We start from the raw sequence: 26,763 nt of genomic DNA on the forward strand, positions 1-26,763 counted from the left end.
GCTCGGCGAGCTGGAGCGTGTCGTCGGCCATCGGCGCGAACCCGAGCGGACCCCACGCGGTCAGCTACTGCGCCGCGCCGGCCTTCAGTCCCAGGCGCTCGTCGGCGGTCAGGGGCCGGCGTACGGAAGGTCCAGGGACCCCTGCGCCGGACTGGCAGTCCTCGCCCTCGCCGGACGACGCGCCTGGTGGCTCCCGTCCTGGTTGCCCCCCCTCACCCGGTCCGGGCATGGGAGGGGAGACCCGATGGCGGCGGGGGCTGAGGGGAGAGCGCTCGAGGTCAGTCGTCGATCGCCTGTGTCGGGTTATCGGTCAGACTGGTGGCCAGCCACTGCTCCACGGCCGTGATGTGGACGGTCGCCGCAGCGGCGGCGAGCAGGGCGTCGCGTGACTGGAGCGCGCTGAGGATCTGCTCGTGGTCCTCGTGGGCGTTGTTCAGGGCGTGACTGGTCTGGCTGCCGCGCACGATGCGGACCCGCTGGGTGCGGGTGGAGAGCACTTGCAGCAGCATGGACAGCACGGGGTTGCCGACTGCTTCGACGATCCTGAGGTGGAAGGCGATGTCGTGGGCGACGAACTCCTCCACGGTGGCGACGGCCCGGGACCGCTTGAGGATGTTGCGCAGTTCCCGGAGGTCCTCCTCCTTGAGCAGCGAGGCGGCCAGTCCTGTCGCCTGCGGTTCGAGCAGCCGTCGTACCTGGAGCAACTGCAGAGCCGTGTGGCCCTGGGAGACGTCGGCGGCGAAGGAGAGGCTCTCCAGCAGGAGATGGGGCTCCAGACTGGAGACGTACGTGCCGTCGCCCTGCCGGGTGATCAGGATGTGCATGGCCGTCAGCGCCCGGACTGCCTCGCGCAGGGAGTTCCGGGACAGGCCGAGCTGTCCGGCGAGGATCTCCTCCTTGGGGAGCCGGGAGCCGGGCGCGAGTTCACCGGCCAGGATCATCGCCTTGATCTTGCCGATCGCCTCGTCCGTCAGTGCCACGAGGATGCCTCTCTGACTAGGGGACGCGCCGGCCGTCGGCTCCGCTGGAGCCGACGGTGGTGCGTGCCTATTCCTGCTTCTCGCCGGAGGCGAAGCGGGAGATGATCAGTGCGATGATGATGATGGCTCCGTTGAGGAACTGGTTCCACAGCGGTGGTACACCCGCCAACGTCATGACGTTGACGACGAGTTGCAGCGTCAGCACACCGGTGAGCGCGCCGAAGATCGAGCCCTTTCCGCCGTTGAGGCTGACTCCGCCGATGACGGTCGCGGCGAAGACCTGGAAAATCCAGCCGCTGCCCTGGGTGGCGGATATGGAGCCGTAGTGGCCGCTGTAGAGGATACCGGCGAACGCGGCGAGGACGCTGCCGAGGATGAGGACGATCCACACGATGCGGTCGACGCGGATGCCGGCGGTGCGGGCCGCCTCCGGGTTGCCGCCGATCGCGTACAGCGCCCGGCCGTGGCGCAGCCAGGCCAGCGCGCTGCCGCTGAGGGCGAAGAGCGCCACGCAGATCCAGATCGCGGCCGGGACACCCAGCCACGACGACTTGCCCAGGTAGGTGAAGGAGGACGGCAGTTCCACGATGGACTGGCCCTCGGACAGGGCGACCTGGAGTCCGCGCAGCATGGTGAGCATGCCGAGGGTGACGATGAAGCCGTTGAGACGCAGCTTCAGGATCAGGAAGCCGTTGACGGCCCCGATCACCACGCCCACCAGCAGACAGAGCGGTACGGCCGTCCACTCGGGGAACAGTTGGAGGCCCGTGAACCGGGCTCCGCTGGTCGGCAGGACCAGCCACACGGCGATGACGGGCGCCACGCCGATGGTGGACTCCAGGGACAGGTCCATCCGGCCGCTGATCAGGATCAACGCGGTGGCCAGCACCAGCAGGCTGAGCTCGGTGGATTGCTGAGCGACGCCGATGAGGTTGTCGACGGTCAGGAAGGCCGGCGAGACGATGAACCCGATCAGGCCGAGGACGAGGATCGCCGGGACCAGGGACAGTTCACGGAAGCGCCCGAAGTCGACCCGGCGGCGCGCGGCGTCCGCGGCGGCCGGCTCGGCCTTGCTCACTGCGGGGTCGGTGAGATCTGTGGTGGCGGACATGACTACCCTCCGTGCTCGTCTGTACCGGTTGAGGCGGATGCGGGGGACGCGGATGCGGGGACCGTGCCGCCGCTGACGCCCTCGATGACGGCGACGACGACCTCGTCCTTCCAGCCGCGGTCGAACTCGGCGACCACGCGCCCCTGGAACATGACGACGACCCGGTCACAGATCTTCAGGTCGTCCAGTTCGTCGGAGACGATCAGCGCGGCCTTGCCGCCGTCCGCTACCTGCCGGATGCGGCTCAGGAGGAACTCCTTGGACTTGACGTCCACTCCGTTGGTGGGGCGGATGGCCACCAGGACCTGCGGATCGGTGGCCAGGGCCCGGGCGACGACGACCTTCTGCTGGTTGCCGCCCGAGAGGGCGGAGACCGGGGTGGAGGCTCCCGGCGCCTTGATGTCGAGGTCCCTGATCATGCGTCCGGCGAACGCCTTGGTGCGGGCGGGCAGCACCGTGCCGAACGGACCGAGCTGATAGGTGACGGTGAGCGTCGCGTTCTCCGCCACGCTGCGGTTGTTCACCAGCCCTTGGAGGTGGCGGTCCTCGGGGACCAGACCCACTCCGACGGTGAGCGCGGACGGCACACTGCCGGTGCGCACGGTCCTGCCGCCCACCGTGATACGGCCTTCCTTGGCGCGGTGCAGACCGGCGATCGTCTCACCCACCTGCACATTGCCGCTGGCGGTGGCGCCGGCGAGCCCGACGACCTCGCCGGAGCGGACCGAGAGGGAGATGCCCTCGCAGACGCCGGGCAGGGTCAGGCCGTCGACCGCCAGCAGTTCCGGGGCATCCTTCCGCGCGCCCGGAGACCCCCCGGCAACGGTGATCGTGGAGGCCGACTCGCCGGTCATGGCCTCCACCAGTGCCTGGTGACCGAGTTCGGCGACGGGCGCGGTCAGGATGTGGGCCGCGTCACGGTAGACGGTGACGGTGGTGCAGAGGTCGTAGACCTCTTGCAGATGGTGTGAGATGAAGAGGAAGGCGACGCCCTGCCGTTGGAGGTGGCGGAGCTTGTCGAAGAGGCGGTTGATGCCGCGGGCGTCGAGTTTCGCGGTCGGCTCGTCGAGGATGATGAAGCGTGCGCCGAACGAGAGGGCCCGTGCGATCTCGACGAACTGCCGCTGCTCGACGGTGAGGTCCTTGGCCCGCGCGCTGGGGTCGACGCCCACGCCGTACTCGCCGAGCAGTTCCTCGGCGCGCCGGCGCAGTTGCTTCCAGCGGATGGGCTGCACCGTCCCGGCACTCTGCCGGTTCAGGAAGAGGTTCTCGGCGACGGTCAGGTCTCCGATGATGGTGGAGCGCTGGTAGACGCAGGCGACCCGGGAGCGCCAGGCGCCGATGTCGCCGTAGGCGGGCGCGGGCTCGCCGGAGAAGCGCAGGGTCCCGGAGTCCGGTTGCTGGAGTCCGGTGAGCATGGACACGAGCGTCGACTTCCCGGCGCCGTTGCGTCCGACCAGGGCGTGCGACTCGCCCGGGGCGACGCTGATGCGGGCGTCGCGCAGCGCGACGGTCGCGCCGAAGCGTTTGCTGATGCCGGTCGCCTCGGCCACGGGGGCCGGGGTGCCGGGGCCGGTCGCCGGGGCGGTCGCGGTGTCCGCCATGGTGGATACCGTCCTTCGTGTACGGAGGCTGGAGCCGAGCGGTGCGGGAGGCTGCCCGCGATGGGGTGCGGGAGGCTGTGCGTCCCCCCCCGACGCGGCGGGCAGCGAGTACCTGTCATCCGCCGACGTTGTTGCCCCACAGGGTCTTTTCGTCAACGTTGTCCTTGGTGACCAGCGGGGCGGGCAGCTGGTCTTCGAGGCCGTTGGGGAGCTTGATGATGGTGGAGTCGTGGTCGGTCTTGCCCGCCCTGAAGGTCTTGCCCTCGGCCGCGGCCTGGGCGTAGTACAGCGCGTACTTGGCGTAGAGGTCGGCGGGCTGGGAGACGGTGGCGTCGATCCGGCCCTTGCGGATGGCCTCGAACTCCTGCGGGATGCCGTCGTTGGAGACGATCGTGATGTGCCCCTTCTGGCCGGCCGGCTGGAGCAGGCCCTTCTGCTCCAGCAGCGCCAGGGTCGGCTGAAGGAAGACACCGCCCGCCTGCATGTAGATGCCGTTCAGATCCGGGTGCTGGGCGAGCAGCGACTGCAGCTTGGCCGAGGCCACGTCACCCTTCCAGTCGGTGGGCAGCTCGAACACCTTGATCTTCGGGAACTTCTCCTTCATGCACTCCGCGAACGCCTCCGAGCGGTCGCGCCCGTTGATGGAGTCCAGGGCGCCCTGCAACTCGGCGACCTTGCCCTTGCCGCCCCGCTGCTCGCCGAGGTACTCGCAGGCCTTGGTGCCGTACGCCCGGTTGTCGGCGCGTACGACCATGTAGACGTCGCCCTTGTCGGGCCGGGTGTCGACGCTGATCACCGGGATCTTCTTCGACGCGAGGGTGTCGAGGGTGGAGGCGAGGGCCCCGGTGTCCTGCGGAGCCATGACCACGGCCTTGGCCCCGGTGTTCTCAAACACCTGCACGTTGGCGACGAGCTTGGTGACGTCGTTCTGCGAGTTGCTGATCGGCAGCGCGTTGATGCCGTCGGACTTGACGCCCTTCTCGATGTACTGCGCGTAGGAGTTCCAGAAGTCGGAGTCGGAGCGCGGCAGGTCGATCCCGACGGTGGGCTTGTCACCGCCCGAGGCGGCCGGGTCAGTGCTTTCGCGGTTGCATGCGGCGGCGAGCGCCAGTGCCGCGAGAACAGCGGTGGCGGCTGCGGCGGTGGAGCGGGTGCGAGCGAGGTTCATGACCGTGTTCTCTCCTTGGCCGGGGGCACAGGGGCCGCAGGGCGACGGTGGGGAGGGCGTACCTGCCTGCGGGGGAAGGGCGACGTCGCCGGACGGGCAGTTGCCGATCCGGCACGGAGATGCGCGGATCATGCCCTGAGGGGTGGGTGTGAGGGGCAGCCGGGGACCGAGGAGGTGCGGAGGCGGAGCGACCGCACGGATGCGAGCCGAATGGGCGTACAGGATCGTGCAACCATTCCTCCGATGTATCCCGGACGCCGAGGACGTTACGACGGCGTTGCCGACGTTGACAAGGGTTCGCCGCCACAGATTCGCGGGACATCACGCCGTAGGGCGCCAAGGCGCTGTGCCGATCGCGCTGCTTCACGCTCACACCCTCTGCGACCTGCATAGCTCGACCCTCATGGGGGACGGTCGATGCGCTGCGGCAGCTCACGATCCGGCAACGAGCCCCCCCGGGCCCGCGGAAGCGGGGCAGGGCGAAGGCCCGGAGGACCCGTCTCCCCCTTGGGTGACCCGTGGTGTGTGCCTGCCGGTGTCGTTCTCACCAGTAAGGGTGGCCTCGCGGGTCACTCCGGATTCATGGGATGGCGACTCGCACGTCGACCTTGCGGCCTAGGGTCTGTCGTCAAAGTGATCTTGTTTTGTGGATCATGGAGTCGTGATACGTCGCCATGAACTGTCCGATGCCGAGTGGGAACTCGTGCAGCCGCTGCTGCCCCGGCCTGCGCTGGGCCGGCCCCGGCTGGACGACCGGACGGTCCTGAACGGGATCGTGTGGAAGTTCCGCACCGGGGTCGCCTGGCGGGATGTGCCCGAGCGATACGGGTCGTGGGCCAGCCTCCACACGCGTTTCCGCCGGTGGGCGGCGGACGGAACCTTCGAGCGGATGCTCCAAACCGCGCAGGCGCAAGCGGATGCCGCGGGCGACATCGAGTGGCTGGTGTCGGTCGACTCCACCATCGTCCGAGCCCACCAGCACGCCGCCGGAGCCCGAAAAGGGGGCTCCGGGGTCCGGAACTGGGCCGGTCCCGAGGCGGGCTGACCAGCAAGACTCACCTTGCCTGCGACGGCTCGGGCCGCCCGCCGGCCTTCGTGCTGACGGGCGGGAACACCAACGACTGCACCCAGTTCACCGCCGTGATGGACGCGATACGGGTGCCCCGAATCGGGCCAGGCCGGCCCCGGATCAGGCCCGATCACGTGATCGGCGACAAGGGCTACAGCTCGAAAGCCATCCGCACCTGGCTCCGCCGCCGCGGCATTGCCCACACCATTCCCGAACGGTCTGACCAGGTCGCCAACCGGGCCCGGCGCGGTAGCACTGGCGGCCGCCCTCCGGCCTTCGACCGCAGCGTCTACAAGCACCGCAACGTCGTCGAACGCTGCTTCAACCGCCTCAAGCAACGGCGCGGCATCGCCACCAGGTACGACAAGACCGCCCAGTCCTACCAAGCAGCCGTCACCCTCGCATCGCTCCTGATGTGGGCGTGAACACTTTGACGACAACTCCTAGGGCGACCATGGTGGATCTCCCTTCGTGTGTGCCTGATTGACATCGTCGAAGATATACATCCGAGGAATCCGTTGCCAGGTGCCATCTCCGCATCTAGGGTCACTGTGCCGCCATACATCCGATGAATGCAGAGGTGGATGAGCGAAGCCCGTCGGCAGGTCCGGCCCGGCGCACGGCAGGCGGCTCAGCCCTATGGCGACCAACACTCAGACGAAACCCGCACGGCAAGGGAGCCCCCAGTGAAACTGCTACGAGTCGGCGCCCCCGGCGAGGAGCGACCCGCAGTCCGTACCGACGACGGCCGGCTGCTGGACCTGTCCTCTGTGACCCGGGACATCGACGGCGACTTCCTCGCCTCCGGGGGAGTGGACCGGGCCCGCGCAGCCGTCGTGGCGGGCGGACTGCCCGAACTCGACACCGACGGCCTGCGGATCGGCGCCCCCCTGGCCCGCCCCGGCAAAATCATCTGCGTCGGGCTGAACTACCGCGACCACGCCGCCGAGACCGGCGCCGCGATCCCGCCCCGCCCGGTGGTCTTCATGAAGGACCCGGGCACGGTCGTCGGCCCGTGCGACGAGGTGCTGATCCCCCGAGGCTCGGTCAAGACCGACTGGGAGGTGGAGCTGGCGGTCGTCATCGGACGGCGGGCCCGCTACCTCGACGGCCTCGAGGCCGCGCGGGCCGTGATCGCCGGCTATGCGATCAGCCATGACGTCTCCGAACGCGAATTCCAACTGGAGTACTCCCCGCAGTGGGATCTGGGCAAGTCCTGCGAGACCTTCAACCCGCTCGGCCCGTGGCTGGTCACCGCCGACGAGGTCGGCGACCCGCAGGACCTGGGCCTGCACCTCAGCGTCAACGGGGTGAAGCGGCAGGACGGCCATACCGGCGACATGATCTTCTCGGTCGACCACATGGTGTCGTACCTGAGCCAGTACATGGTCCTGGAGCCGGGTGACGTGATCAACACCGGTACGCCCGCAGGCGTGGCCCTTGGGCTCCCCGGCTCTCCCTTCCTGCGCCCCGGCGACACCGTCGAGCTCTCCGTCGACGGCCTCGGCAGCCAGCGCCAGACCTTCACCCAAGCGTAAAAGGGAGGACCACCTTGACTACGACCTCCGCCCGGATCACCGCCGTCGACACCTACGACGTCCGCTTCCCCACCTCGCGGGAACTGGACGGCTCCGACGCGATGAACCCGGATCCCGACTACTCCGCCGCCTATGTCGTGCTGCGCACGGACGCGGCCGACGGGCACGAGGGCCACGGCTTCACCTTCACCATCGGACGCGGTAACGATGTCCAGGTCGCCGCCATCGGCGCCCTGCGGCCCCACCTCCTGGGCCGATCCGTGGAGGACCTTTGCACCGACCCGGGCTCGATCAACCGCGACCTGATCGGAGACAGCCAGCTGCGCTGGCTGGGCCCCGAGAAGGGCGTGATGCACATGGCCATCGGCGCGGTCGTCAACGCCGTGTGGGACCTGGCCGCCAAGCGCGCCGGGCAGCCCCTGTGGCGACTGCTCGCCCACGCCGACCCCGAGTGGCTGGTCTCCCAGGTCGACTTCCGCTACATCGCCGACGCCCTCAACCCTGAGGACGCCCTCAAGCTGCTGCGCGAGGGCCGCACCGGGCTCGCGGAGCGAGAGAGCGTCTTGCTGGAGCGCGGCTACCCCGGCTACACCACCTCTCCGGGCTGGCTCGGCTACTCCGACGAGAAGCTCACCCGGCTGGCCAAGCAGGCCGTCGCCGACGGCTTCACCCAGATGAAGCTCAAGGTCGGCGCCGATCTCGCCGACGACATCCGCCGCATGCGCACCGCCCGCGCCGCCGTCGGCGAGGAGATCCGCATCGCCATCGACGCCAACCAGCGCTGGGACGTCGGTGAGGCGGTCGAGTGGACCAATGCGCTCGCCGAGTTCGACCCGTACTGGATCGAGGAGCCCACCAGCCCCGACGACGTCCTCGGCCACGCCGCCGTCCGCCGGGGCGTCGCCCCCGTGAAGGTCGCCACCGGCGAACATGTGCAGAACCGCATCATCTTCAAGCAACTCCTCCAGGCCGACGCCATCGACGTGCTCCAGATCGACGCGGCCCGGGTCGGAGGGGTCAACGAGAACCTCGCGATCCTGCTGCTCGCCGCGAAGTTCGGGGTGCCGGTCTGCCCGCACGCCGGCGGAGTGGGCCTGTGCGAGCTGGTGCAGCACCTGTCGATGTTCGACTACCTGGCCCTGTCCGGCACGACCGAGAACCGCGTCATCGAGTACGTCGACCACCTCCATGAGCACTTCACCGCGCCCGTGGTGATGCGCGACGGTCACTACACCGCGCCGCTGACCCCGGGGTTCTCCGCCACCATGCACCCCGAGTCCCTTGCCGAATACCGTTACCCGGCCGGCGCCTTCTGGGCCGCCGACCTCGCCGGACGGGAGGAAGTGGCATGACGGGTCTGTCAGGGCTCAAGGCCGTCATCACCGGGGGCGCGTCCGGCATCGGGCTCGCCACGGCCCGCGCACTGGCGGCGCAGGGCGCGGCGGTCGCCGTGCTCGACCTCGACCCGGGCGGCGTCAGCGAACCGCTGCTCGGCCTCCGGGCCGACGTCAGCGACGACGCCTCCGTGCGCGCCGCCGTGGAACAGGCCGCCGCGCGGCTCGGCGGCCTGGACATCCTCGTGAACAACGCGGGCATCGGCGCGGTGGGCACCATCGAGGACAACCCGGACGAGCAGTGGCACCGGGTTCTGGACGTCAACGTCCTCGGCATGGTGCGTACCACGCGCGCCGCCCTGCCCCACCTGCGCCGCTCCGCACACGCGGCGGTCGTCAACACATGCTCGATCGCCGCCACCGCGGGCCTCCCGCAGCGCGCCCTGTACGGCGCCAGCAAGGGTGCGGTCCTCTCACTGACTCTGGCCATGGCCGCCGACCACGTCCGCGAGGGCATCCGCGTCAACTGCGTCAACCCCGGCACCGCCGACACCCCCTGGGTCTCCCGGCTGCTGGACGCGGCCGACGATCCCGAGGCAGAGCGCGCGGCCCTCAACACCCGCCAGCCCATGGGACGCCTGGTCACCGCCGACGAGGTCGCCGCCGCCATCGTCTACCTGGCGAGTCCGGCCGCGGCGTCCGTCACCGGCACCGCGCTCGCGGTGGACGGCGGCATGCAGGGACTGCGACTGCGCCCGGTGGACCGGTCGTGAGGACCACCACGCTGGGCGGCAGTACGGTACCGGTCTCGGAACTCGCGCTGGGCTGTGCCGCCCTCGGCAACCTCTTCCACCCCGTCACCGACGAGGCCGCCCACGCCACGGTGGAGGCGGCCTGGGACGCCGGCCTCCGCACCTTCGACACCGCGCCCCACTACGGTCTCGGCCTGTCGGAACGGCGGCTCGGCGCCGCGCTGCGCGACCGCCCCCGTGACACCTACACGCTCTCCACCAAGGTCGGGCGGCTTCTCGTACCGGACCCGGCCGGCAGCGTCGGCGACGACCTCGCCCATGGCTTCGCGGTCCCGGCCACCCACCGCCGCGTCTGGGACTTCAGCGCCGACGGAGTGCTGCGCTCCCTGGAGGCCAGCCTGGAACGCCTCGGCCTGGACCGGATCGACATCGCCCTGCTCCACGACCCCGACGACCACGCCGAGCAGGCGCTGCACGAGGCGTACCCGGCGCTGGAGCGGCTGCGCACCGAAGGCGTGATCGGAGCGATCGGTATCGGGATGAACCAGTCCGCCCTGCCCGCCCGGTTCCTGCGCGAGACCGACATCGACGTGGTTCTGCTGGCCGGCCGCTACACCCTCCTGGAACAGGGCTCGCTCACCGAACTGCTCCCGGAAGCAGCAGCCCGCGGCCGGAGCGTGGTCATCGGCGGGGTGTTCAACTCCGGGCTGCTGACGGCCCCCCGGCCCGGCGCCACGTACGACTACGCACCCGCTCCGCAGCCGGTCCTCGACCGGGCGCTGAGGCTGCTCGCGGTCTGCGAACGCCATGGCGTGCCGCTGCGGGCCACCGCGCTGCGCTTCCCGTTCGGCCACTCCGCGGTCGCGAGTGTCCTGACCGGGGCGCGCTCCCCCCAGGAGGTGCGCGACACGGTGGAGCAGTTGCGGCACCCCATCCCGCACGCCCTGTGGGACGAGCTGCGCGCCGAGGGGCTGCTGGACCCGGACGCCCCCGTCCCCGCAGCCGCGCCGGTCGGGAACGCCGCGCCGACCGGGGAAGCCACGCCGTCGAAGGAGCCGTCATGAGGGTTGCCCTGCACACCGAGGTCCGCGCCGACCGGATCGAGGAGTACGAGGCCGCGCACCGGGAAGTGCCTGAGGAACTCACCGCCGCCATCCGCGCCGCGGGGGTGCGTGAATGGACGATCTGGCGCAGTGGCACGGACCTGTTCCATGTGCTGGAGGTCGAGGACTACCGGGCGATGATCGCCGAACTCGACAAGTTGCCTGCCAACATCGCCTGGCAGGCCCGGATGGCCGACCTGCTCGACGTCGTCCACGACTACTCCGCGCAAGGCACGGACGCCTCGCTGCCGGTGGTGTGGAAACTGTGACCACAGCGGAAACCGTGCCCGGCATCGTGGATGCCCACCACCATGTATGGGACCTGTCCGTCCGCGACCAGGACTGGATCAGCGGAGACGAACTCGCCCCGCTACGACGTGACTTCCTTCTCGACGATCTGGCGCCCAAGGCCCACGCGGCTGGTGTCACGGCGACCGTGCTGGTGCAGACGATCACCGTGCCGGAGGAGACCCCGGAGTTCCTGGCCCTGGCCGCTCGCAGCGACCTGGTCGCCGGGGTCGTCGGCTGGACCGACCTGACCGCACCCGATGTCGCCGAAACCCTTGCGGGGCTGCGCGTGGGGCCCGGAGGCGAACACCTGGTGGGCATCCGCCACCAGGTGCAGGGCGAGCCGGACCCGCGCTGGCTCGTACGCCCCGACGTACTGCGCGGCCTTGCCGCGGTCGCCGAGGCGGGACTCGTCTACGACCTGGTGATGAAGCCCCACCAACTCGCGACGGCCGTCGAGGCCGCGGAGCGCCTGCCAGACCTCACCTTCGTCCTCGACCACCTCGGCAAGCCGCCCATCGCGTCCGGCGAACTCGCCCCCTGGGCGCAGCAGATCCGGCGCCTCGCCGCCCTCCCCAACACCGTCTGCAAACTCTCCGGCATGGTCACCGAGGCCGACTGGGGCGCGTGGACCATCGCGGCCCTCACGCCGTACGCCGACACCGTGCTCGACGCCTTCGGACCCGGGCGGCTGATGTTCGGCTCCGACTGGCCGGTCTGTCGGCTCGCCGCCACGTACGCCGAGGTGATCGCCGTCGCACGCGAGCTGACGGCCGGGCTCGGGCCGGCCGAGCGTCATGACGTCTTCACCGGTACGGCCGCGCGGACCTACGACCTGTCCGTCACCGCACGGCCGGCCACGTCCCAGGAAACCCCATGCGTATAGCCCTCTTCATCACCTGCTTCAACGACACGATGTTCCCCCGCACCGGCCGGGCGGTGACCGAACTGCTGGAGCGCCTCGGCCACACCGTGGAGTTCCCGCAGGCCCAGACCTGCTGCGGCCAGATACACTTCAACACCGGCTACCGCCCCGAGACCCTGCCCATGGTCCGTCGGTTCGCCGAGGTCTTCGCGGGCTACGACGCCGTCGTCGCCCCCTCCGGGTCCTGCGCGGGCATGGTGCGCGACCACTACCGCGTGGTGGTCGCCCAGTACGGCGACGCCGCGCTCGCCGAGGCGGTCGAGCACGTGGTCCCGACGGTGTACGAGCTGTCGCAACTCCTCGTCGACGTCCTCGGCGTCACCGATGTCGGCGCGTACTTCCCGCACCGCGTCACTTACCACCCGACCTGCCACTCGCTGCGCATGCTGCGGGTCGGCGACCGGCCGCTGAAACTGTTGCGCGCCGTGAAGGGCATCGACCTCGTCGAACTGCCCGCCGCCGAATCCTGCTGCGGCTTCGGCGGCACCTTCGCCCTGAAGAACGCGGAGGTCTCCAACGCGATGCTGGCCGACAAGATGCGTCATGTGCAGAACACCGGCGCGGAGTTCCTGTGCGCGGGCGACAACTCCTGCCTCACCCACATCGGTGGCGGCCTGTCCCGGCTCCGTACCGGCGTCGGCACGATACATCTGGCCGAGATCCTGGCCTCCACGGAAGGGGGCGCGCGGTGAGTGGCGCCGACAACGTCGTATGGCTGGGCACCCCGCCCTTTCCCGAGGCGGCGCGCACCGCGCTCGCCGACACCCGGCTGCGGGCGAACCTGCGCCGGGCGACCGGCACCATCCGGGACAAGCGGCTGGCGGTCGCCGCCGAACTGGAGGACTGGGAGGAACTGCGGGAGACGGCCGCCGCGGTCAAGCGCCACACCCTCCGCCACCTCGACCACCATCTCCTGCGCCTCGAGAAGGCGGTGACCGCCGCGGGGGGAGTGGTTCACTGGGCGTCGGACGCCGCCGAGGCCAACCGCATCGTGACCGCCCTGGTGAAGGCGACCGGCGAGGACGAGGTCGTCAAGGTCAAGTCGATGGCGACCCAGGAGATCGGCCTCAACGAGGCGCTCGCGGGTGCGGGCATCCGTGCCTATGAGACCGACCTCGCGGAACTCATCGTGCAGCTGGGCGCCGACCGTCCGTCGCACATCCTGGTGCCGGCCATCCATCGGGGCCGCTCCGAGATCCGGGAGATCTTCCGCCGGGAGATGGGGGAGTGGGGCAGGCCCGCCCCCGAGGACCTCACCGACGAGCCCCGCGATCTCGCCGAGGCGGCCCGGCTCCACCTGCGGGAGAAGTTCCTGCGGGCCAAGGTCGCCGTCTCCGGCGCCAATTTCGCGGCCGCCGACACCGGAACGGTGGCGGTGGTGGAGTCGGAGGGCAACGGGCGGATGTGCCTGACCCTGCCGGAGACCCTGATCACCGTCATGGGCATCGAGAAGATCCTGCCGTCCTTCGCCGACCTGGACGTGTTCCTCCAGCTCCTGCCCCGCTCGTCGACCGGTGAGCGGATGAACCCGTACACCTCCCTGTGGACCGGGGTCATCGAGGGCGACGGTCCCCGGAACTTCCACCTGGTGCTGCTGGACAACGGCCGCACCGCCACTCTCGCCGACGAGGTGGGCCGCCAGGCCCTCGCCTGCATCCGGTGCTCGGCGTGCCTCAATGTCTGCCCGGTGTACGAGCGCACGGGTGGCCATGCCTACGGTTCGGTCTACCCCGGGCCGATCGGCGCCGTCCTGACCCCGCAGCTGGCCGGCATCCAGAACGCGGCCTCGCTGCCCTTCGCCTCGACCCTGTGCGGCGCCTGTTACGACGCCTGCCCTGTGAAGATCAACATTCCCGAGGTGCTGGTCCACCTGCGCGCCGAGGCTGTGGAGGCCGAACGCCGGGACCGACTGCTGCCCACATTCGAGGCACTAGCCATGAAGGCCGCTGGTGCCGTCCTGGGCTCACCCCGCCGGCTGGCCACCGTACAGCGGCTGGCCGCCATGGGAGCTCGGCTGCTGGCCCGTGACGGCCGGATCGGCGCCCTGCCCGGTCCGTTCGCCCGCTGGTCCGACACCCGGGACATCCCGGCGCCGGCCCGCGAGTCCCTGCGCGCCTGGTGGCGCCGCACGCGACCGCCCAGCAGCGAAGGCAGTAGTACGACAGCAGAGGGGAAGGGACGACGATGAACGGCCGCCAGACCGTCCTGAGCGCGATCCGCGGAGCACTGTCCGGCGTGCCGGGTTCGGAGCGCCCCGACGATGTAGCGATGTCGCACGGTCGCCGCGCCGATCACGCGGGACCGGACATCGTCAGCCTGTTCGTCGAGCGTGCCGCCGAGATACCGCGCCACGGTGGTCCGTGTGCCGCCGGCCGGTGCCGCGGCGGCCGTCGGTCATGCGCTGGCCCGAACCGGAGCACGGTCCCTGGTGGTTCCGCCCGGGCTTCCTGAGGACCTGGTTCCGGAGGGGGCGTGGTCACTGCTGGCGGACGTCCCGCCGTTGACAGCCGGACAACTCGACGCGGCGGACGCCGTGGTCACCACTGTCGCCACCGCCATCGCGGTCACCGGCACCGTGACCCTCGACCATGGTCCGGGCCAGGGACGGCGGGTCCTGACCCTGCTTCCGGACCAGCACATCTGCGTGGTCCGGGCGGACCAGATCGCTTCCGACGTACCCGAGGCATGGGGCCTGCTCGACCCCTACCGCCCGCTGACGCTCATCTCCGGCCCCTCGGCCACCAGCGACATAGAACTGGACCGCGTCGAGGGCGTGCACGGGCCCAGGACCCTGGACATCGTCGTGGTGGGGGGCGCCTGAAGGCCGGCTCGTAACTGCGTCTGCTGCGGTTCGGGGAGGCCGGTGCTGGGCCGGGCGGGCGCGTATTCGGCGACGGGAGGCGTTGTGGTCGTCTCTCCAGCCTTCGAGCTGGTCCTGGTCGGCCTCGCGGCGACGCGGAACGAGGGCGCCGGTGCCGTGGTAGCCGCCGTCGGCCAGGACGGTGGCCTTGCCGACGGTGCTGTCGATGCCGGACTCGGTGAAGGCGGTGCGGTCGTTGCGGTTGCCGGGCAGCGGCCGGCCGACGACCAGCACCAGGCGGGTGTCGGCGTGCACCAGGACCTGCAGGTTCGCCGAGTACCGGTAGTTCTTGGAGGAGCCGGCCACGCTGCGGTCGCCGGCGGGCACGAGCGTGCCGTCGACGATGACGACCTCGGCCGCCTTCTGCTCGCCCCGGTCCGGGCCGGGGCGAGCAGTGAACCGTGCCGATCGATGATCCGGCCGACCGCTGCGCGACATTGATCCCATGATTTACCCCAGGCTCCTGGCGGCGATGTGTTGTGACCAGGGATTTTCCGAATTCCCTCTCCTCGCTCTGGACACGGGGTATGACTGTGCCCGTTAATACATCCGATGTCCGTGGGAGGCGCTTGAGGCCCGGCCGGATACGAGCCGCCGTCTGCGCAGTGCCGCGGACAAGCAGTCACCGGCACCCTGTGTCCCTCACCCCTCCAGGAGCCGCACGATGTCCTCCGCTCCCCTCAGCAGGCGTTCCCTCATCAAGGCCGCAGCTCTCGCCGGCGGTACCGTGGCGTTCGGTCTGCCGCAGGCCCTGTGGCCCACCACCGCCGAGGCCTACTCCGTCTCCCCGAAGCTGGACTGGTGGTACCAAGCCCGGTTCGGGATGTTCATCCACTTCGGGTCCTACTCCTACTACGGCAAGGGCGAGTGGGAGTTCAGCCAGAACCACTGGTCCAAGGCCGACTGGCAGAACAACGTGAGCAAGCGGTTCAACCCGTCCACCTTCAACGCCGCCCAGATCGCCGAGCTGGCCAAGAACGCCGGCATGAAGTACCTTGTGATCACCTCCAAGCACCACGAGGGCTATGCGATGTGGGACTCCGACATCGCGGGCTTCACCGACACCACCGGCACCAAGCAGTACAACCTGCACGACTACAGCAACTTCCAGCCCGACCTGCTGGCCCAGTTGAAGACCGAGTGCACGAACCGGGGCATCAGGTTCGGGCTCTACTACTCGATCATGGACTGGAACCATCCCTCGCAGACCTGTGTCCCCGAGCGCTGGACCGCCGACATATCCCCGACGGCCCGCACCGGCTACATCAACGACATGAAGGGCCAGTTGCAAGAGTTGCTGGACCGCTATGACCCGGCCGTCCTGTGGTTCGACGGCGACTGGTGCGATTGGTGGGCCAAATCCGACGGCCAGGACCTGTACAACTGGCTGATGCAGCGCAAGCCCGGCCTCGTCGTGAACGAACGTGTCAAGCGGGACGAGAATCTCGGCGACTTCGCCTGCCCGGAGCAGACGGTTCCCGACGGGCCGATGGACCGGCCGTGGGAGACCTGCGCCACCATGAACGGCCAGTGGGGCTACACCGACTGGGCGGAGAACCTCTACCGGCCCGTCAAGGACATCATCCGTGAGATGGTCACCGTCATCTCCCGGGACGGCAACTACCTGCTCAACATCGGCCCCAAGGGCGACGGTTCCGTGACCGCCGGATCCGTGACCGTTCTGAACGGCCTGGCCTCGTGGATGGCCACCCACGGCGACAGCATCCACGGCACCAGCGGCAGCCCCTTCGCCACCGAGCCGTCCTGGGGCAAGATCACCAAGAAGAACGGCAAGCTCTTCGCCCACGTCTTCAACTGGCCCACGGGCGGCACCCTCCAGATCCCGGCGGTGTACAACACGATCAACCGCGTGTACCTGATGAACAACCCCGGCACCAGCCTCAACTACTGGGCCGGTGGCGGGCAGATCAACGTCCAAGTGCCGGCCACCGCGCCCGATGCGAACGACTCCGTGGTCTGCGTGGAGGTCAACGGCATGCCCGCCGTCCTCGCCAACGGCGTCTACCGGCTGGTCTGCGCCCAGAGCGGCAAGGCTCTCGACAACGCCAACGTCGGCAACGAGGGCAGCCCGGTCATCCAGTGGACCGTCAACGGTGGCACGCCGCAGCAGTGGACGGTCACCGACCTGGGCCACGGCTACTACAAGCTGGTCTGCGTCCGCAGCGGCAAGGCCCTCGACGACAACAACAGCACCTCCGACAGCGCAGTGATGGTGCAGCGTACCGACGACGGCAGTCGTCAGCAGCAGTGGGCCGTCACCGCGCTGGGCGACGGCGCGTTCCGGCTCGTCAACCGGCACAGCGGAAAGGCGCTGGACAACTCCAACAACGCCGCGGACAACACCCAGCTCATCCAGTGGACCCCCAACGGCGGCGCCCCGCAGCGGTGGGGCATGACCAAGGTCGGCTGAGCGGCCCCGCGGTGGCGCACCCTGGCACCCTGCCCGGCGGCCCAGGTCACCACGAACGAGGGGTGCCGACCTTCGCCACCAGGACGCCGAGCAGCAGGCCGGTGACCGTACCGGTGAGGATGGCCGCGCCCGACGGCGCTGTAGCCAGGGCCACCCGTGGTCGGTGAGCAGGATGGCCGGAACGGCGGCGCGAGACCCGCTGGCGTACCCGGCGGGCAGGCTGATCTCGCCGAGGAGGAGGACGAGGACCAGCCCCATGGCGATGGCGTGGAGGGTTCGCGCCGATGGCGTTTCACTGGCCGTGCCGCGTCCGTGCCCGCAGTGGTGTGCGCGTGTGCGCGTGTGCGCGGCCACCGGGTCCGGGACGGCCCGCATGGCTGACGTCAGAGGGATCCGGCTGTTGCCGCGGGAGTCCGGAGTGGGGGCGTGAGTCGGAGGTGGGGCGAGAGCTGTGTCATGCCATTCACCGTGACAGCGCAGGGGGTTGACGATCGGCAGGGCGCAACAACGACGCAGGTCAGGCCGGTTGGGCCTGTTGATCAGCGGGTGGAGGGCTGCCTCTCCGGCCAGTCCCGGCCGTCCCGGACGGCTCGCTGGATCCGCACCAGGTCTTGACGGGGGCATGCTGCGACCCCACAGTAAGCCCGATTAATCAACTGCCCTTACAAAAAGGCGCAGTGTTCGGGGTGGGTGGGAGGAGAGATGTTTCGCAGCTTCTGCGGCGTCGTTCCGAAACGTCCGGTGCGCAGGTCATCGCACTGGCAGTGGCCGCCGCAGGCCTTCTCAGACCGCCGTGCGCCGTGCCTCGAGGACGGGCCGCCCGGGCCCTGATGACGAAGGAGGAAACAGATGATGGCCATTGGTAGGGCCGGAGCCACCCTGCCCCGAGAACGTGGCGTGGTGGCATTAGTGGTCATGGCCATGGTGGCCGCATTTCTGGTTGTGGCCGGTGCGCCCCGGGCGTCGGCGGCGACTGTGGACCTCGACGGGTGGTACGTGCTGGTCAACCACAACAGCGGCAAGGCGATGGACGACGCCAACTTCGCCACCGGTGACGGTGCCGCGGTGGTGCAGTGGACGCGCGGCGACGCAGCCAACCAGCAGTGGCGGTTCCTCGACTCGGGGGGCGGCTACTACCGCTTGCAGAACCGGCATTCCGGCAAGGTGCTCGATGACCAGGGGTGGTCGACCACGGCCGGGGCCGACATCGTGCAGTGGAGCGATCAGAACGCGACCAACCAGCAGTTCCGGCTGGCGGACTCGCCGGGCGGCTATGTGCGGCTGATCAATCGTCACAGCGGTATGGCCGCTGAACTGAAGGACGGCTCCACCGCTGACGGGAGCAGGGTCACCCAGTCCTGGGACTGGGACGGGAGCAACCAGCAATGGCAACTGGTCCGCGTCGGCAACGCCTCCACCCCGTCACTGCCGTCGACGTTCAAGTGGAGCTCCAGCGGCGTACTGGCGGGCCCGAAGCCGGACGCGAAGCACAACACCGTCGCCATCAAGGACTTCTCGGTGGTCCGCTACGACAACGAGTGGCTGGTCTACGCTTCGGCGGTCGGCCCGAACTTCGGCTACGGTCTCGAGACCTTCAAGTTCGGTGACTGGTCACAGGCCGCTTCGGCGCCACAGACGTACCTCGACGAGGTGTCGCCGATGGGACCGGGTTACCGGGCCGCGCCGCAGGTGTTCTACTTCGCCCCGCAGAAACTGTGGTACATGGTCTACCAGACCGGTCCACCCACGTACTCGACGAGCACCGACCCCAGCAACCCGGCGTCCTGGTCGGCGCCGAAGACGTTCATCGACAACGAGCCTCCGATCGTGCAGCAGTACAACGGTGGCTGGCTCGACTTCTGGGTCATCTGCGACACGACCGACTGCCATCTGTTCTTCACCAACAACAAGGGGCAGCTCTTCCGGGCGGACACCAGCCTGGCCAACTTCCCCAACGGCTTCGGCAACACCACCGTGGCCCTCTCCGACACGGCCAGCAACCTGTTCGAGGCGACCAACGTGTACAAGGTCGCCGGCACCAACCAGTACCTGCTGATCGTCGAGGCGATGGCACCGTCCAACGGACGACGCTATTTCCGGTCCTGGACCTCCACCAGTCTCACCGGAAACTGGACACCGCTGGCCGGCACCGAGTCCTCGCCTTTCGCGGGCGCCAAGAACGTCACCTTCTCCGGCACACCCTGGACCCAGGACATCAGCCACGGAGAGATGGTCCGCGCCGGCAACGACCAAACACTTCCCATCGACCCCTGCAACATGCGGTACGCCTACCAGGGCGTGGATCCCGGTGCCACCGGCGATTACAACTCGCTCCCGTGGCGGATGGGCCTCCTCACCCAGACCAACTCGACCTGCTGACCGAACCGCGCACTCCCGCCCGCGAGTCCCTCACCCACAACGCGTAGACCTGGCCGAGCGACGCCTCCGAGGGTCGTGGCAAGCCCGTGGTCGCGTTGATGGGTGACAGGCCGCGAGCAGTTCGTCCGGGCGCTCGGCTGGGCTCTCCAGCCGAGCGTTCTGCGTGGGCGGCTCAGGAGGCGGAGCCGATGACGGCCGTCCCGGAAGGGGTGGTGCGGTAGGTGACGGTCGCGCCGCTCCAGAAGTGGTAGGTGAGGGTCACCTGCGCGCCGTCCTTGATCGTGGACAGGGAGTCCGAGGTGAGGACGATGGCGCCCTGGGCGTAGTCGGGGGCGAAGGACCGGCCGGACTCTTGGTACGACGTCCAGGGCGCGGGACCGGCGTTGCGGTCGGCGGCGTACTTCGCCTCCGTCGTGGCCAGCACGTCGCCGCGAACTGGCTGGGGATGCTGACGGAGCTGGTGGTCCACGACGGGTTCTCGATCTGCGGTTGACCGGCGGCCGCCCCTACGGCACGTTCGGGCACCGGTCCGGCGAACTCCGTGCCCGCGTCCACGAACTGCTGCGCCCAGGCGTCCGGGGCGAACTTGCCGCCCTGCGACACCAGTTGGTGAGCGAACTGCACCCAGTTGCCCGCCTTGTCGCGGGCCCCGTCGGGGTGCGGCGGGGGACACGTCGGGCGGGGGCCGCCCCTCTGCCGCGGACGGAACGTGTCGCACGGCCGCCCGCGGCAACCGCCGCACCGAACCCGGCCTGCGGACGCCGCAGTCTGCAACGGCGGAGCCAACCGGAAACGGACTTTCGGCTGAGTGGCGGCGGCCTCCGAGCCCGGGCACGGGCAACGTCGCCCAGGCTGCCCGCCGGCGCGTCACACCGCCGGCTGTTCGTTGGCCCAGAGCGACGCGGCGCCGTCGGCTGGCCGGGTAGACCGTCATGGTGATGGGCCGCGCTCTCGGTCGGAACATCCGCGACGCAAGTGGCCGCGGCGTCGCCGACCACCGTCACGGTGAGCGGAGCGTTGCCCGGGCTGACACCCGACGGTGAAGGCACGAGCAGCGGAGGCGGGGGGAAACAGCCGACCGCTGATGGACGAGACCGGCACAGCAGCGAAGGGATCGGCCAGCTATCGGTGGACCCGGGCCTTGCCCGTTTTCACCTCCTCGAGACGAGCCGACGGCCCTCCAGCCGGTCCGACGACACGGTGAGGGCTGGCCGGTCGACGGCGGTAAGGACACCGGGCGTCGACCGGCCGAGCGGGCCGTTCAGCCCTGTCCGCCGGGGGGTGTCAAGGGGCCGCACAGCGTCCTCGACGGGTCCTTCACCGCGACCGGCTTCGGTCTGACCACGACGAGCCGCAGCCAGCAATCTCACCGACGTCTACCGAAGGGAGAGCGCTTCGCCGGAGCGCAGGTGTTCTCTCAGCCACTGTTCGGTGTTGCTCACGTGCAGCAGCGCGGCGGCCTGGCTGAGGGCGGCGTCGCGGGTGGACAGGGCGTTGAAGATCGCCTCGTGCTCGGCGAGGGTGCGGTCCGAGGCCTGGGCGTCGAGGAGGCCGCGCCAGATGCGGGCGCGCAGGGTGCGGCCGGAGATGCTCTCCAGAAGGGTGAGCAGGGTCTCGTTGCCGGTGGCGGAGACGACCGCGTGATGGAAGGCGGCGTCGTGTGCGGTGAGCCGCTCGGGCTCGTCGCGGGCCTCGCGCATGGCATCGAGGTGGCCCTTGATCTCGGCCAGCTGGGCGTCGTTGATCCGGGTGGCGGCCAGGGCGGTGGCGACCGGTTCCAGGAGCCGTCTTACCTCCATGAGGTCCTGCAGGGCGGCCGAGTCGCCCTGCAGCAGTTCCACCGCACCGCCCAGACCTTCCAACAGCAGGCTCGGCTGCAGGCTGGTCACGTACGTGCCGTCGCCCTGCCGGACCTCCAGGACCCGCGCGACGGCCAGCGCCTTGACCGCCTCACGGGCCAGGTTGCGGGACAGGCCTAGCTGGGCCGCAAGGTCCGGTTCGGGCGGCAGCTTCGATCCCGGCGGCAGCGCACCCGTGCGGATCAGCTCACGGATCTGCGCTATGGCCTTGTCCGTCAGAGACACTGCGAACTCCTTCCCGGACCGCACGCTGTAGGCACGTCCGACCTGATCAGCCCTCGGAGGCGGAGATCGTCCCGGAGGCCGTCGGGGACCTGCCGGCGGTGGAGTTCCACGTCTCGTATCACCTGTTCCGGGTCCCGCATACCGAGCGTAACGTTGATGATAGTGGGATGCCTGAGGGGGGAAGGCGATGGCGGCGGCCAGCAGACTCGTGCCGTGCGCGGCACGGATCTCGGCGATCGCCAGAGCGCGGGCCGCCAGATCCGAGGGCGCGTCCTGGTAGTCGTTCCTTCATGCCCTCCGCGGGGCGGTCGCGGGAGAGTAGTCCCGAGTCGAACACGCCCACGGCCACCACGCTCTCGCCGAGTGCCTGCGCGGCGGGCAGGACGTCGTCGAGGGCGGACCGGTCGAGGAGTTGGCAGCGCCCCGCGAGCATCACCACTCCGTACGGAGGCGAGGTCGGCGCCGCTCATCGGCCGAGCCGTCCGCCGTCGACGGAGAGGACGCCGGGGAGGCTGCCGTGGGTGCCGCCGTCGACGGTGACCAGAGGAGCGGAGAGCCGGTCCTCCAGCAGACTCACGGATCTGGATGATCGTGCCGTCGTGGTCGGTCTTGCCCGGCTCGAACGTCTTCCCGTCGATCGCCGCCTTGAGGTAGCACGGGGCGTACTTGGCGTACAGGTCGGCGGGCCGGGAGGCAGTCAATGCTGCCGACGGCGATGTTCTTGAGTTCCTCGGGGATGCCGTCGGTGGACACGATGAAGACGCGCTCTTTGTCCCTCGGCCCCACCAGCAGGCCCTCTACTTCCTCGCGCTTGTCCCGGAGCGGGGTTGTTACGTCAGTGCGACGGCTGACCCGGAAGATGCTCTGGCGGCGCAAGCCCAGCACCTTCTCGGGGGTCGATCCATCGCATCGATGATGTTTGTCGGTGACACGCTGGCGGAAGGCGGTGCCCGCTCGGTCGCAGCCGGGTTCGTGCGAGGTCGGACGGAGCAGGACCGCCCGGGGCGACCACCCACGTCAGCGGGTCCTCCCCGGGCGGTCCGGACGCGACGAAGCCGGTCATGGCAGGTCAGCCACCGCTGGCCGCCGTCCATGACTGGTTGGAGCCGCCCGAGCAGCCCCACAGTTGGACCGGGGAATTGTTGGTCGTGGCGTTGTCGGTGATGTCGAGGCAGAGGCCGGACAGGTCATTGGTGATGCTGCCGTCGGGGTGGAAGGTCCACTTCTGGCTGCTGGTGCCGTTGCAGTCCCATGTGATGACCTTGGTGCCGCTGCTGGTGCCGTTGCCGGCCGCGCCCAGGCACTTGCCGCCGATCTGCAACTCGCGGGCGGCGGAGTACAGGAAGTACTGGTTGTAGTTGCCGGATCCGCAGTCCCAGATGATCTGCTGGGTGCCGTTGCCGGGGTTGCCGGCGTCGTCCAGGCAGCGGCCCGAGCCCTTGCTCGCTATCCGCGTCGCGGCTCCGCCCGCGTTCTTGGTGAAGGTGACCGTGGCGTGCGCGGGGAGCGTGTAGCTGAAGGATCCGGAGCCGTTCCAGGTGACGGTGAAGTCGGTCCGTGAGGAGTTGGTGTTGTAGGCCACCGCCACCTCGCCGCCGTCGGGGTTGCGATAGGCCTGGGACCAGATGCCGCCGCCGTCGGTCGACCCGATGCGGGTGGCGCCCGGCACGACGAACTTCGAGAACTGTCCGAGCTGGTAGTAGTTGTCGTTGTAGGTGACCTTGCCGGTGGACTGGTCGATGGTGACCAGACCAGTGCAACCGTTGCACCCCTCACCCATCTTCGGGCCGCCGTTCGCGTCCAGGGCCAGATTCCACAGCAGTGCGCCACTGGCCCAATTGGACGTGGACTCCAGCGCGAGTTGCGTGGCGTTCATCGGAGCGATGCCAGGACCGGTGGAGCACTCGCTCTCGTACAGCTTCTTCCCGGGGAACGAGTTGTGGATCGTGGTCATGTTCTGGAGGTCGTTCCAGTAGCAGTGCCACGCCGTTCCGTAGACCGCGTTGTAGGTGGCGCTGTCGCCCAGGAGTGTGTTGGCGAAGGGCAGGTCCGGGTGGCTGCTGTCACCACCGAGGATCACCGTGTTCAGACCCGCCTGCGCCAGCGCCGGCGCCAGGTTGTTCTTGATGAAGTCGGACTCCTCGGCGCCCGACAGGACCATGCCCGAGTAGCTGGACGGGGCCTGGTCCGGCTCGTTCTGCGGGGTGATGCCCCAGACGTCGACACCCTTGGCCTTGTAGTCCCGCAGGAACTTCACGTAGTACTGCGCGAGCGGGCCGTAGGCAGAGGGGTTGAGACTGCCGTTGCCGCCTCCGCTGGAGCCCAGCATCGAGTTGTTCGTCTTCATCCACGCCGGCGGGCTCCAGTTGTTGGCGAAGAGCTTCATCGACGGGTTGAGCGACTGGGCCCGCTTGATGACCGGGATGACGTAGGTGTCGTCGTGTGCGGTGGAGAAGTGGCTCAGGGAGGGGTCGGCGACGCCGTTGTCGTCGTCGTAGGAATACGTCGAGGGGTTGCTCGCGGGGGTGGCGGTGTAGTCGGAGGACCCCATCGGCACGCGCATCAGCGAGAGCCCGATGCCGGTGCCCCGGCTGAACAGCGCCTTCATCACCTGGTCGCGGGTGGTGGCATCGAGCTTGTTCTGCAGCAGGTAGGTCGAGGAGTCCGTGAAGGCGGCGCCGAACCCGTCGATGCTCTGGTACGACCTGCTGTCGTCCACCGTCAGGTTCACCGGCCCGGAGGACACGGGGCCGAGGCCGACGCCCGGCTGAGGCGTCAGAGCGCTGCTCAGGTCGGACGTGGTCAGCGTGACCCCTACGGTGGCCGTCGTCGCGTCGGCGGTCCCGCTCGACACCGCCAGTAGCCCGCTTGCCGCGGTCATCGCCAGAGCGAGGGCCGGCGCTCCGACTCCGCGGTATGTGCGTCTGAGGTTCATGGAGGGCGTCCCGCTTCCGCCAGGGCCCGCTGCTGCTGTCCCCGACTGCGCGCAGCAGATTTGTCAGGGCCGCTTACAATTGGATGCCCAATGTGCAAAGGGGTAAGTGCCGCTGTCAACACTCGTGTTGGCACTCGTTGGGAAGGTCCCGATCGCGCGCGGCCTGTTCGTCGCCGAGGAGCGGGACGCCGGACTGTGACCTCTGCGGGTCGTGGCGCAGGACCGACCCGCCGAGGGCGCCGTCCGCGGGGACTGTGCCGAGGAAAAAAGGACACGCGCCCGGCAACCTTTTCGCGTTCAGTGCCCACTGAGGAGTGCACCATCGGCTTCCATCTCCGAAACGGACAGACATGAGCACAGCGAGGCAGGTCGCGCGGGAGCGCAGACGCAGGCGCAGACTGATGCTGGGGGCCACCTTGACACTGGCCGCCACGGGCGTGGTCGCCTGTCTGGTGATGGCGTTGCTGCCCGATGGCAAGGCCGACGCGAAGCCGGCCGCGAGCACATCTGTCGCCGCCGGCCGAGTGACGGCAGCCACGGCGAGCGGCTCTGGCACCCCCTCCCCGAAGGGGAAGGCTTCCCCGAGCCCGTCCCGCTCCCGGAGCGCGACCGACGCCCCGAAAGCGTCTGCGACCACCACGAAGGCGAAGGCCTCGCCCGCGAAGACCCCGCGTCCGGCGCGCACGGGGTCCACCACGGCCGCGTCGCCGGGGCGGATCCGGCCCGGCACCAGCTATCGGGGCGTCGCCACCGCCTATGAGGCCGGCGTCGGGGACGGCGCCTGCGGGTTCGGTCCGAGCCCCGACATGATGATCGCGGCGATGAACACCACCGACTACGAGTCGGCCAGAGCCTGCGGGGCGTATGTGCACGTCCGCGCGGCGAACGGCGCCTCCGTCACGGTGCGGATCACCAATGAGTGCCCGCTGCCCTGCGCGCCTGGCCAGATCGACCTCAGCCACGAGGCGTTCATCAAGCTCGGCGACCTCGGGCTCGGCCGGATCCCGATCACCTGGAGCCTGCTCAGCCCCGGCAGCCCAGGTGCCCTCTTGGTCCGCTACAAGACGGGCTCCAGCCCCTACTGGTGCGGCATCCAGGTCCTCAACCACCGCAATCCGGTCGCCGCGCTGGAGGTCCGCACCTCGGGAGGCTGGCGGCAGCTGCCCCGTACCCCCTACAACTACTTCCTGTCCGCCGACGGCAGCGGCTGCGGCGGCGCGATCAGAATCACGGACATCTACGGGCAGCGGCTGACCGTCGGTGACATCGGGATACGGCCGAACGTCATCCAGCCCACCGGTGTCCAGTTCGCCCGGCACTGACCGTGCTGTCCGACGTCGGCAGGCGCCCCCGGGCCGCCTGCCGACCTCGGCGGTACGACTTCGACGTACTGGGGTCTGCCGGCCCTGGCCGGCGAGGCGGACTTCCTTCAGTGGAGTGTGTCCCACTCGCCGAGCTCAGCTCCCCTTCGGCAACATCACCCTGCGGCTGCCCGGTCCGTTCGTCTGGAGCGAGCAGGGCTGTCCGACGGGGATGCCGCTTCACGGGCCCGTTCCGCGGCGGGCGGAGCGGATCAGCCGGTGAGAGGTTCTTCAGAATGCCTCCCGGTGCGCGCACTGCGAGGAACGGCGGACCCGCTGCCCCACCGGGTTGCCTGCGGCTTCGACGTTCCTCACCTTGACGGCGATGTCATGGGCGACGAACTCCTCGACCATGGCAGCCGACTTGGCCCACCTCGGCATGTCACCGGGTTCCTGGCGGTCGCCGGACGCCAGCAGTGCGGCGGCCGGCCCCTTCGCCCGCCCGCGGTTCCGGGAGCCTGCGTGCCTGGTCGCCCGGCAGTGCGCCCCCCGCCACAGCCGCTTTCGCCTGCCCGGCCGTCGTGGTGACCGCCGATTCCATGCTCCGGCTCCTACAGCGCTGTGCGTCGATCCCAGCGCATCCTGGATCACTGCCCTGACGAGGAACCCGGTGCCCACCAATAGGTGGGATGTTTCTTTCGTTTCCCTCGCCGAACGGTTCGCTTCCGTCCCGTTGCCGCACTCGGCGTGCGGTGCGTGATCGATCAGCAACTGTCGCCTTTTTAGGGGGCATTGACGCCGAACGGAGTCGCACATACCTTCAGCGTCGAAGCTTGTAGGGGTGTTCGGACGCTGAACAGTCTTTTCCCGTACATGGGATGTATCCCCAGGTCGATCGTGT

General features: G+C 69.4%; 20 protein-coding genes and 4 pseudogenes. 13 read left to right on the forward strand and 11 right to left on the reverse strand.

The features are described 5' to 3' along the window. Positions 1–278 precede the first annotated feature (278 nt). The 4 genes from D9753_RS35850 to D9753_RS35865 form a co-directional block, all read right to left on the reverse strand. Complete coding sequence (locus D9753_RS35850) at positions 279–980, reverse strand: FadR/GntR family transcriptional regulator (RefSeq protein WP_121790764.1); 702 nt, start codon at positions 978–980, stop codon at positions 279–281. A 67-nt stretch (positions 981–1,047) separates the two neighbouring features. Next, a complete protein-coding gene (locus tag D9753_RS35855; protein WP_121790765.1) occupies positions 1,048–2,091 on the reverse strand; it encodes an ABC transporter permease in 1,044 nt (347 codons plus the stop codon). Between the two features lie 2 nt (positions 2,092–2,093). Beyond that, a complete protein-coding gene (locus D9753_RS35860; RefSeq protein WP_121790766.1) occupies positions 2,094–3,695 on the reverse strand; it encodes a sugar ABC transporter ATP-binding protein in 1,602 nt (533 codons plus the stop codon). Positions 3,696–3,810: 115 nt separating this feature from the next. Further along, positions 3,811–4,863 (reverse strand): sugar ABC transporter substrate-binding protein, encoded by a 1,053-nt coding sequence (locus D9753_RS35865; protein WP_121790767.1) that lies wholly within the window; start codon positions 4,861–4,863, stop codon positions 3,811–3,813. Between the two features lie 664 nt (positions 4,864–5,527). Between D9753_RS35865 and D9753_RS35870 the strand changes: the two are divergent. The 10 genes and pseudogenes from D9753_RS35870 (at position 5,528) to D9753_RS39140 (ending at position 14,693) form a co-directional block, all read left to right on the forward strand. Beyond that, positions 5,528–6,357: pseudogene (locus D9753_RS35870) on the forward strand (IS5 family transposase). A 261-nt stretch (positions 6,358–6,618) separates the two neighbouring features. Next, positions 6,619–7,470: a fumarylacetoacetate hydrolase family protein gene (locus D9753_RS35875; protein ID WP_121790768.1), complete on the forward strand. Its 852-nt coding sequence runs from the start codon at positions 6,619–6,621 to the stop codon at positions 7,468–7,470. A 14-nt stretch (positions 7,471–7,484) separates the two neighbouring features. Further along, entirely contained in the window at positions 7,485–8,822 is a 1,338-nt protein-coding gene (locus tag D9753_RS35880) for an L-fuconate dehydratase (protein WP_121790769.1), read from the forward strand. Then, positions 8,819–9,577 (forward strand): SDR family NAD(P)-dependent oxidoreductase, encoded by a 759-nt coding sequence (locus D9753_RS35885; protein ID WP_121790770.1) that lies wholly within the window; start codon positions 8,819–8,821, stop codon positions 9,575–9,577. Before D9753_RS35880 ends, D9753_RS35885 begins: the two co-directional genes overlap by 4 nt. Further along, positions 9,574–10,620, forward strand: coding sequence for an aldo/keto reductase (locus tag D9753_RS35890; RefSeq protein ID WP_121790771.1), 1,047 nt, complete (start codon positions 9,574–9,576; stop codon positions 10,618–10,620). Before D9753_RS35885 ends, D9753_RS35890 begins: the two co-directional genes overlap by 4 nt. Further along, positions 10,617–10,928, forward strand: coding sequence for an L-rhamnose mutarotase (locus tag D9753_RS35895; RefSeq protein ID WP_121790772.1), 312 nt, complete (start codon positions 10,617–10,619; stop codon positions 10,926–10,928). The genes D9753_RS35890 and D9753_RS35895 overlap by 4 nt, the downstream gene beginning before the upstream one ends. After that, positions 10,925–11,833: an amidohydrolase family protein gene (locus D9753_RS35900; RefSeq protein ID WP_121790773.1), complete on the forward strand. Its 909-nt coding sequence runs from the start codon at positions 10,925–10,927 to the stop codon at positions 11,831–11,833. The genes D9753_RS35895 and D9753_RS35900 overlap by 4 nt, the downstream gene beginning before the upstream one ends. Then, the gene (locus D9753_RS35905) at positions 11,824–12,564 is read left to right on the forward strand and encodes a (Fe-S)-binding protein (RefSeq protein WP_121790774.1); all 741 of its coding nucleotides are present in this window, start codon (positions 11,824–11,826) and stop codon (positions 12,562–12,564) included. The genes D9753_RS35900 and D9753_RS35905 overlap by 10 nt, the downstream gene beginning before the upstream one ends. Then, a complete protein-coding gene (locus tag D9753_RS35910; protein ID WP_121790775.1) occupies positions 12,561–14,060 on the forward strand; it encodes a LutB/LldF family L-lactate oxidation iron-sulfur protein in 1,500 nt (499 codons plus the stop codon). The genes D9753_RS35905 and D9753_RS35910 overlap by 4 nt, the downstream gene beginning before the upstream one ends. 387 nt (positions 14,061–14,447) lie before the next feature. Beyond that, a complete protein-coding gene (locus D9753_RS39140; RefSeq protein ID WP_338058018.1) occupies positions 14,448–14,693 on the forward strand; it encodes a LutC/YkgG family protein in 246 nt (81 codons plus the stop codon). Positions 14,694–14,816: 123 nt separating this feature from the next. Here D9753_RS39140 and D9753_RS38555 read toward each other — a convergent pair. Continuing rightward, a pseudogene (locus tag D9753_RS38555) lies at positions 14,817–15,179 on the reverse strand (transposase); the annotation flags it as partial. A gap of 217 nt (positions 15,180–15,396) precedes the next feature. Between D9753_RS38555 and D9753_RS35925 the strand changes: the two are divergent. Then, on the forward strand, positions 15,397–17,163 hold the full coding sequence (locus D9753_RS35925) for an alpha-L-fucosidase (protein WP_121790777.1): 1,767 nt from the start codon (positions 15,397–15,399) through the stop codon (positions 17,161–17,163). Positions 17,164–18,078: 915 nt separating this feature from the next. After that, complete coding sequence (locus D9753_RS35935; RefSeq protein WP_205614449.1) at positions 18,079–19,542, forward strand: non-reducing end alpha-L-arabinofuranosidase family hydrolase; 1,464 nt, start codon at positions 18,079–18,081, stop codon at positions 19,540–19,542. Between the two features lie 172 nt (positions 19,543–19,714). Here the strand turns inward: D9753_RS35935 and D9753_RS36845 are convergent, their stop codons facing one another. From D9753_RS36845 to D9753_RS35965, 5 genes and pseudogenes are all read right to left on the reverse strand, one after another. After that, on the reverse strand, positions 19,715–20,011 hold the full coding sequence (locus tag D9753_RS36845) for a hypothetical protein (protein WP_163010894.1): 297 nt from the start codon (positions 20,009–20,011) through the stop codon (positions 19,715–19,717). Between the two features lie 907 nt (positions 20,012–20,918). Then, positions 20,919–21,626, reverse strand: coding sequence for a FadR/GntR family transcriptional regulator (locus D9753_RS35950; RefSeq protein ID WP_121790781.1), 708 nt, complete (start codon positions 21,624–21,626; stop codon positions 20,919–20,921). Then, positions 21,617–22,065 (reverse strand): annotated as a pseudogene (locus D9753_RS38560) (aldo/keto reductase); the annotation flags it as partial. The pseudogene D9753_RS38560 and the gene D9753_RS35950, both read right to left, overlap by 10 nt. Positions 22,066–22,092: 27 nt before the next feature. Next, positions 22,093–22,424, reverse strand: a pseudogene (locus D9753_RS35960) (sugar ABC transporter substrate-binding protein); the annotation flags it as partial. Between the two features lie 271 nt (positions 22,425–22,695). Beyond that, positions 22,696–24,507, reverse strand: coding sequence for a ricin-type beta-trefoil lectin domain protein (locus tag D9753_RS35965; protein ID WP_163010895.1), 1,812 nt, complete (start codon positions 24,505–24,507; stop codon positions 22,696–22,698). Between the two features lie 404 nt (positions 24,508–24,911). Between D9753_RS35965 and D9753_RS35970 the strand changes: the two genes are divergently transcribed. Beyond that, positions 24,912–25,883 (forward strand): expansin EXLX1 family cellulose-binding protein, encoded by a 972-nt coding sequence (locus D9753_RS35970; RefSeq protein WP_121790783.1) that lies wholly within the window; start codon positions 24,912–24,914, stop codon positions 25,881–25,883. 270 nt (positions 25,884–26,153) lie between these two features. Here the strand turns inward: D9753_RS35970 and D9753_RS36850 are convergent, their stop codons facing one another. Next, positions 26,154–26,303 (reverse strand): hypothetical protein, encoded by a 150-nt coding sequence (locus D9753_RS36850; RefSeq protein ID WP_163010896.1) that lies wholly within the window; start codon positions 26,301–26,303, stop codon positions 26,154–26,156. Positions 26,304–26,763: the final 460 nt, after the last annotated feature.

This window comes from Streptomyces dangxiongensis, assembly GCF_003675325.1.
Taxonomy (GTDB): domain Bacteria; phylum Actinomycetota; class Actinomycetes; order Streptomycetales; family Streptomycetaceae; genus Streptomyces; species Streptomyces dangxiongensis.

Bases quoted from the DNA above. Each gene is read 5' to 3' on its own strand.
- D9753_RS35855 (WP_121790765.1), bottom strand. From the start codon at position 2,091: ATGTCCGCCACCACAGATCTCACCGACCCCGCAGTGAGCAAGGCCGAG.
- D9753_RS35860 (WP_121790766.1), bottom strand. From the start codon at position 3,695: ATGGCGGACACCGCGACCGCCCCGGCGACCGGCCCCGGCACCCCGGCC.
- D9753_RS35865 (WP_121790767.1), bottom strand. From the start codon at position 4,863: ATGAACCTCGCTCGCACCCGCTCCACCGCCGCAGCCGCCACCGCTGTT.
- D9753_RS35885 (WP_121790770.1), top strand. From the start codon at position 8,819: ATGACGGGTCTGTCAGGGCTCAAGGCCGTCATCACCGGGGGCGCGTCC.
- D9753_RS35895 (WP_121790772.1), top strand. From the start codon at position 10,617: ATGAGGGTTGCCCTGCACACCGAGGTCCGCGCCGACCGGATCGAGGAG.
- D9753_RS35905 (WP_121790774.1), top strand. From the start codon at position 11,824: ATGCGTATAGCCCTCTTCATCACCTGCTTCAACGACACGATGTTCCCC.
- D9753_RS35925 (WP_121790777.1), top strand. From the start codon at position 15,397: ATGTCCTCCGCTCCCCTCAGCAGGCGTTCCCTCATCAAGGCCGCAGCT.
- D9753_RS35935 (WP_205614449.1), top strand. From the start codon at position 18,079: ATGGCCATGGTGGCCGCATTTCTGGTTGTGGCCGGTGCGCCCCGGGCG.
- D9753_RS35965 (WP_163010895.1), bottom strand. From the start codon at position 24,507: ATGACCGCGGCAAGCGGGCTACTGGCGGTGTCGAGCGGGACCGCCGAC.
- D9753_RS35970 (WP_121790783.1), top strand. From the start codon at position 24,912: ATGAGCACAGCGAGGCAGGTCGCGCGGGAGCGCAGACGCAGGCGCAGA.
- D9753_RS36850 (WP_163010896.1), bottom strand. From the start codon at position 26,303: ATGCCGAGGTGGGCCAAGTCGGCTGCCATGGTCGAGGAGTTCGTCGCC.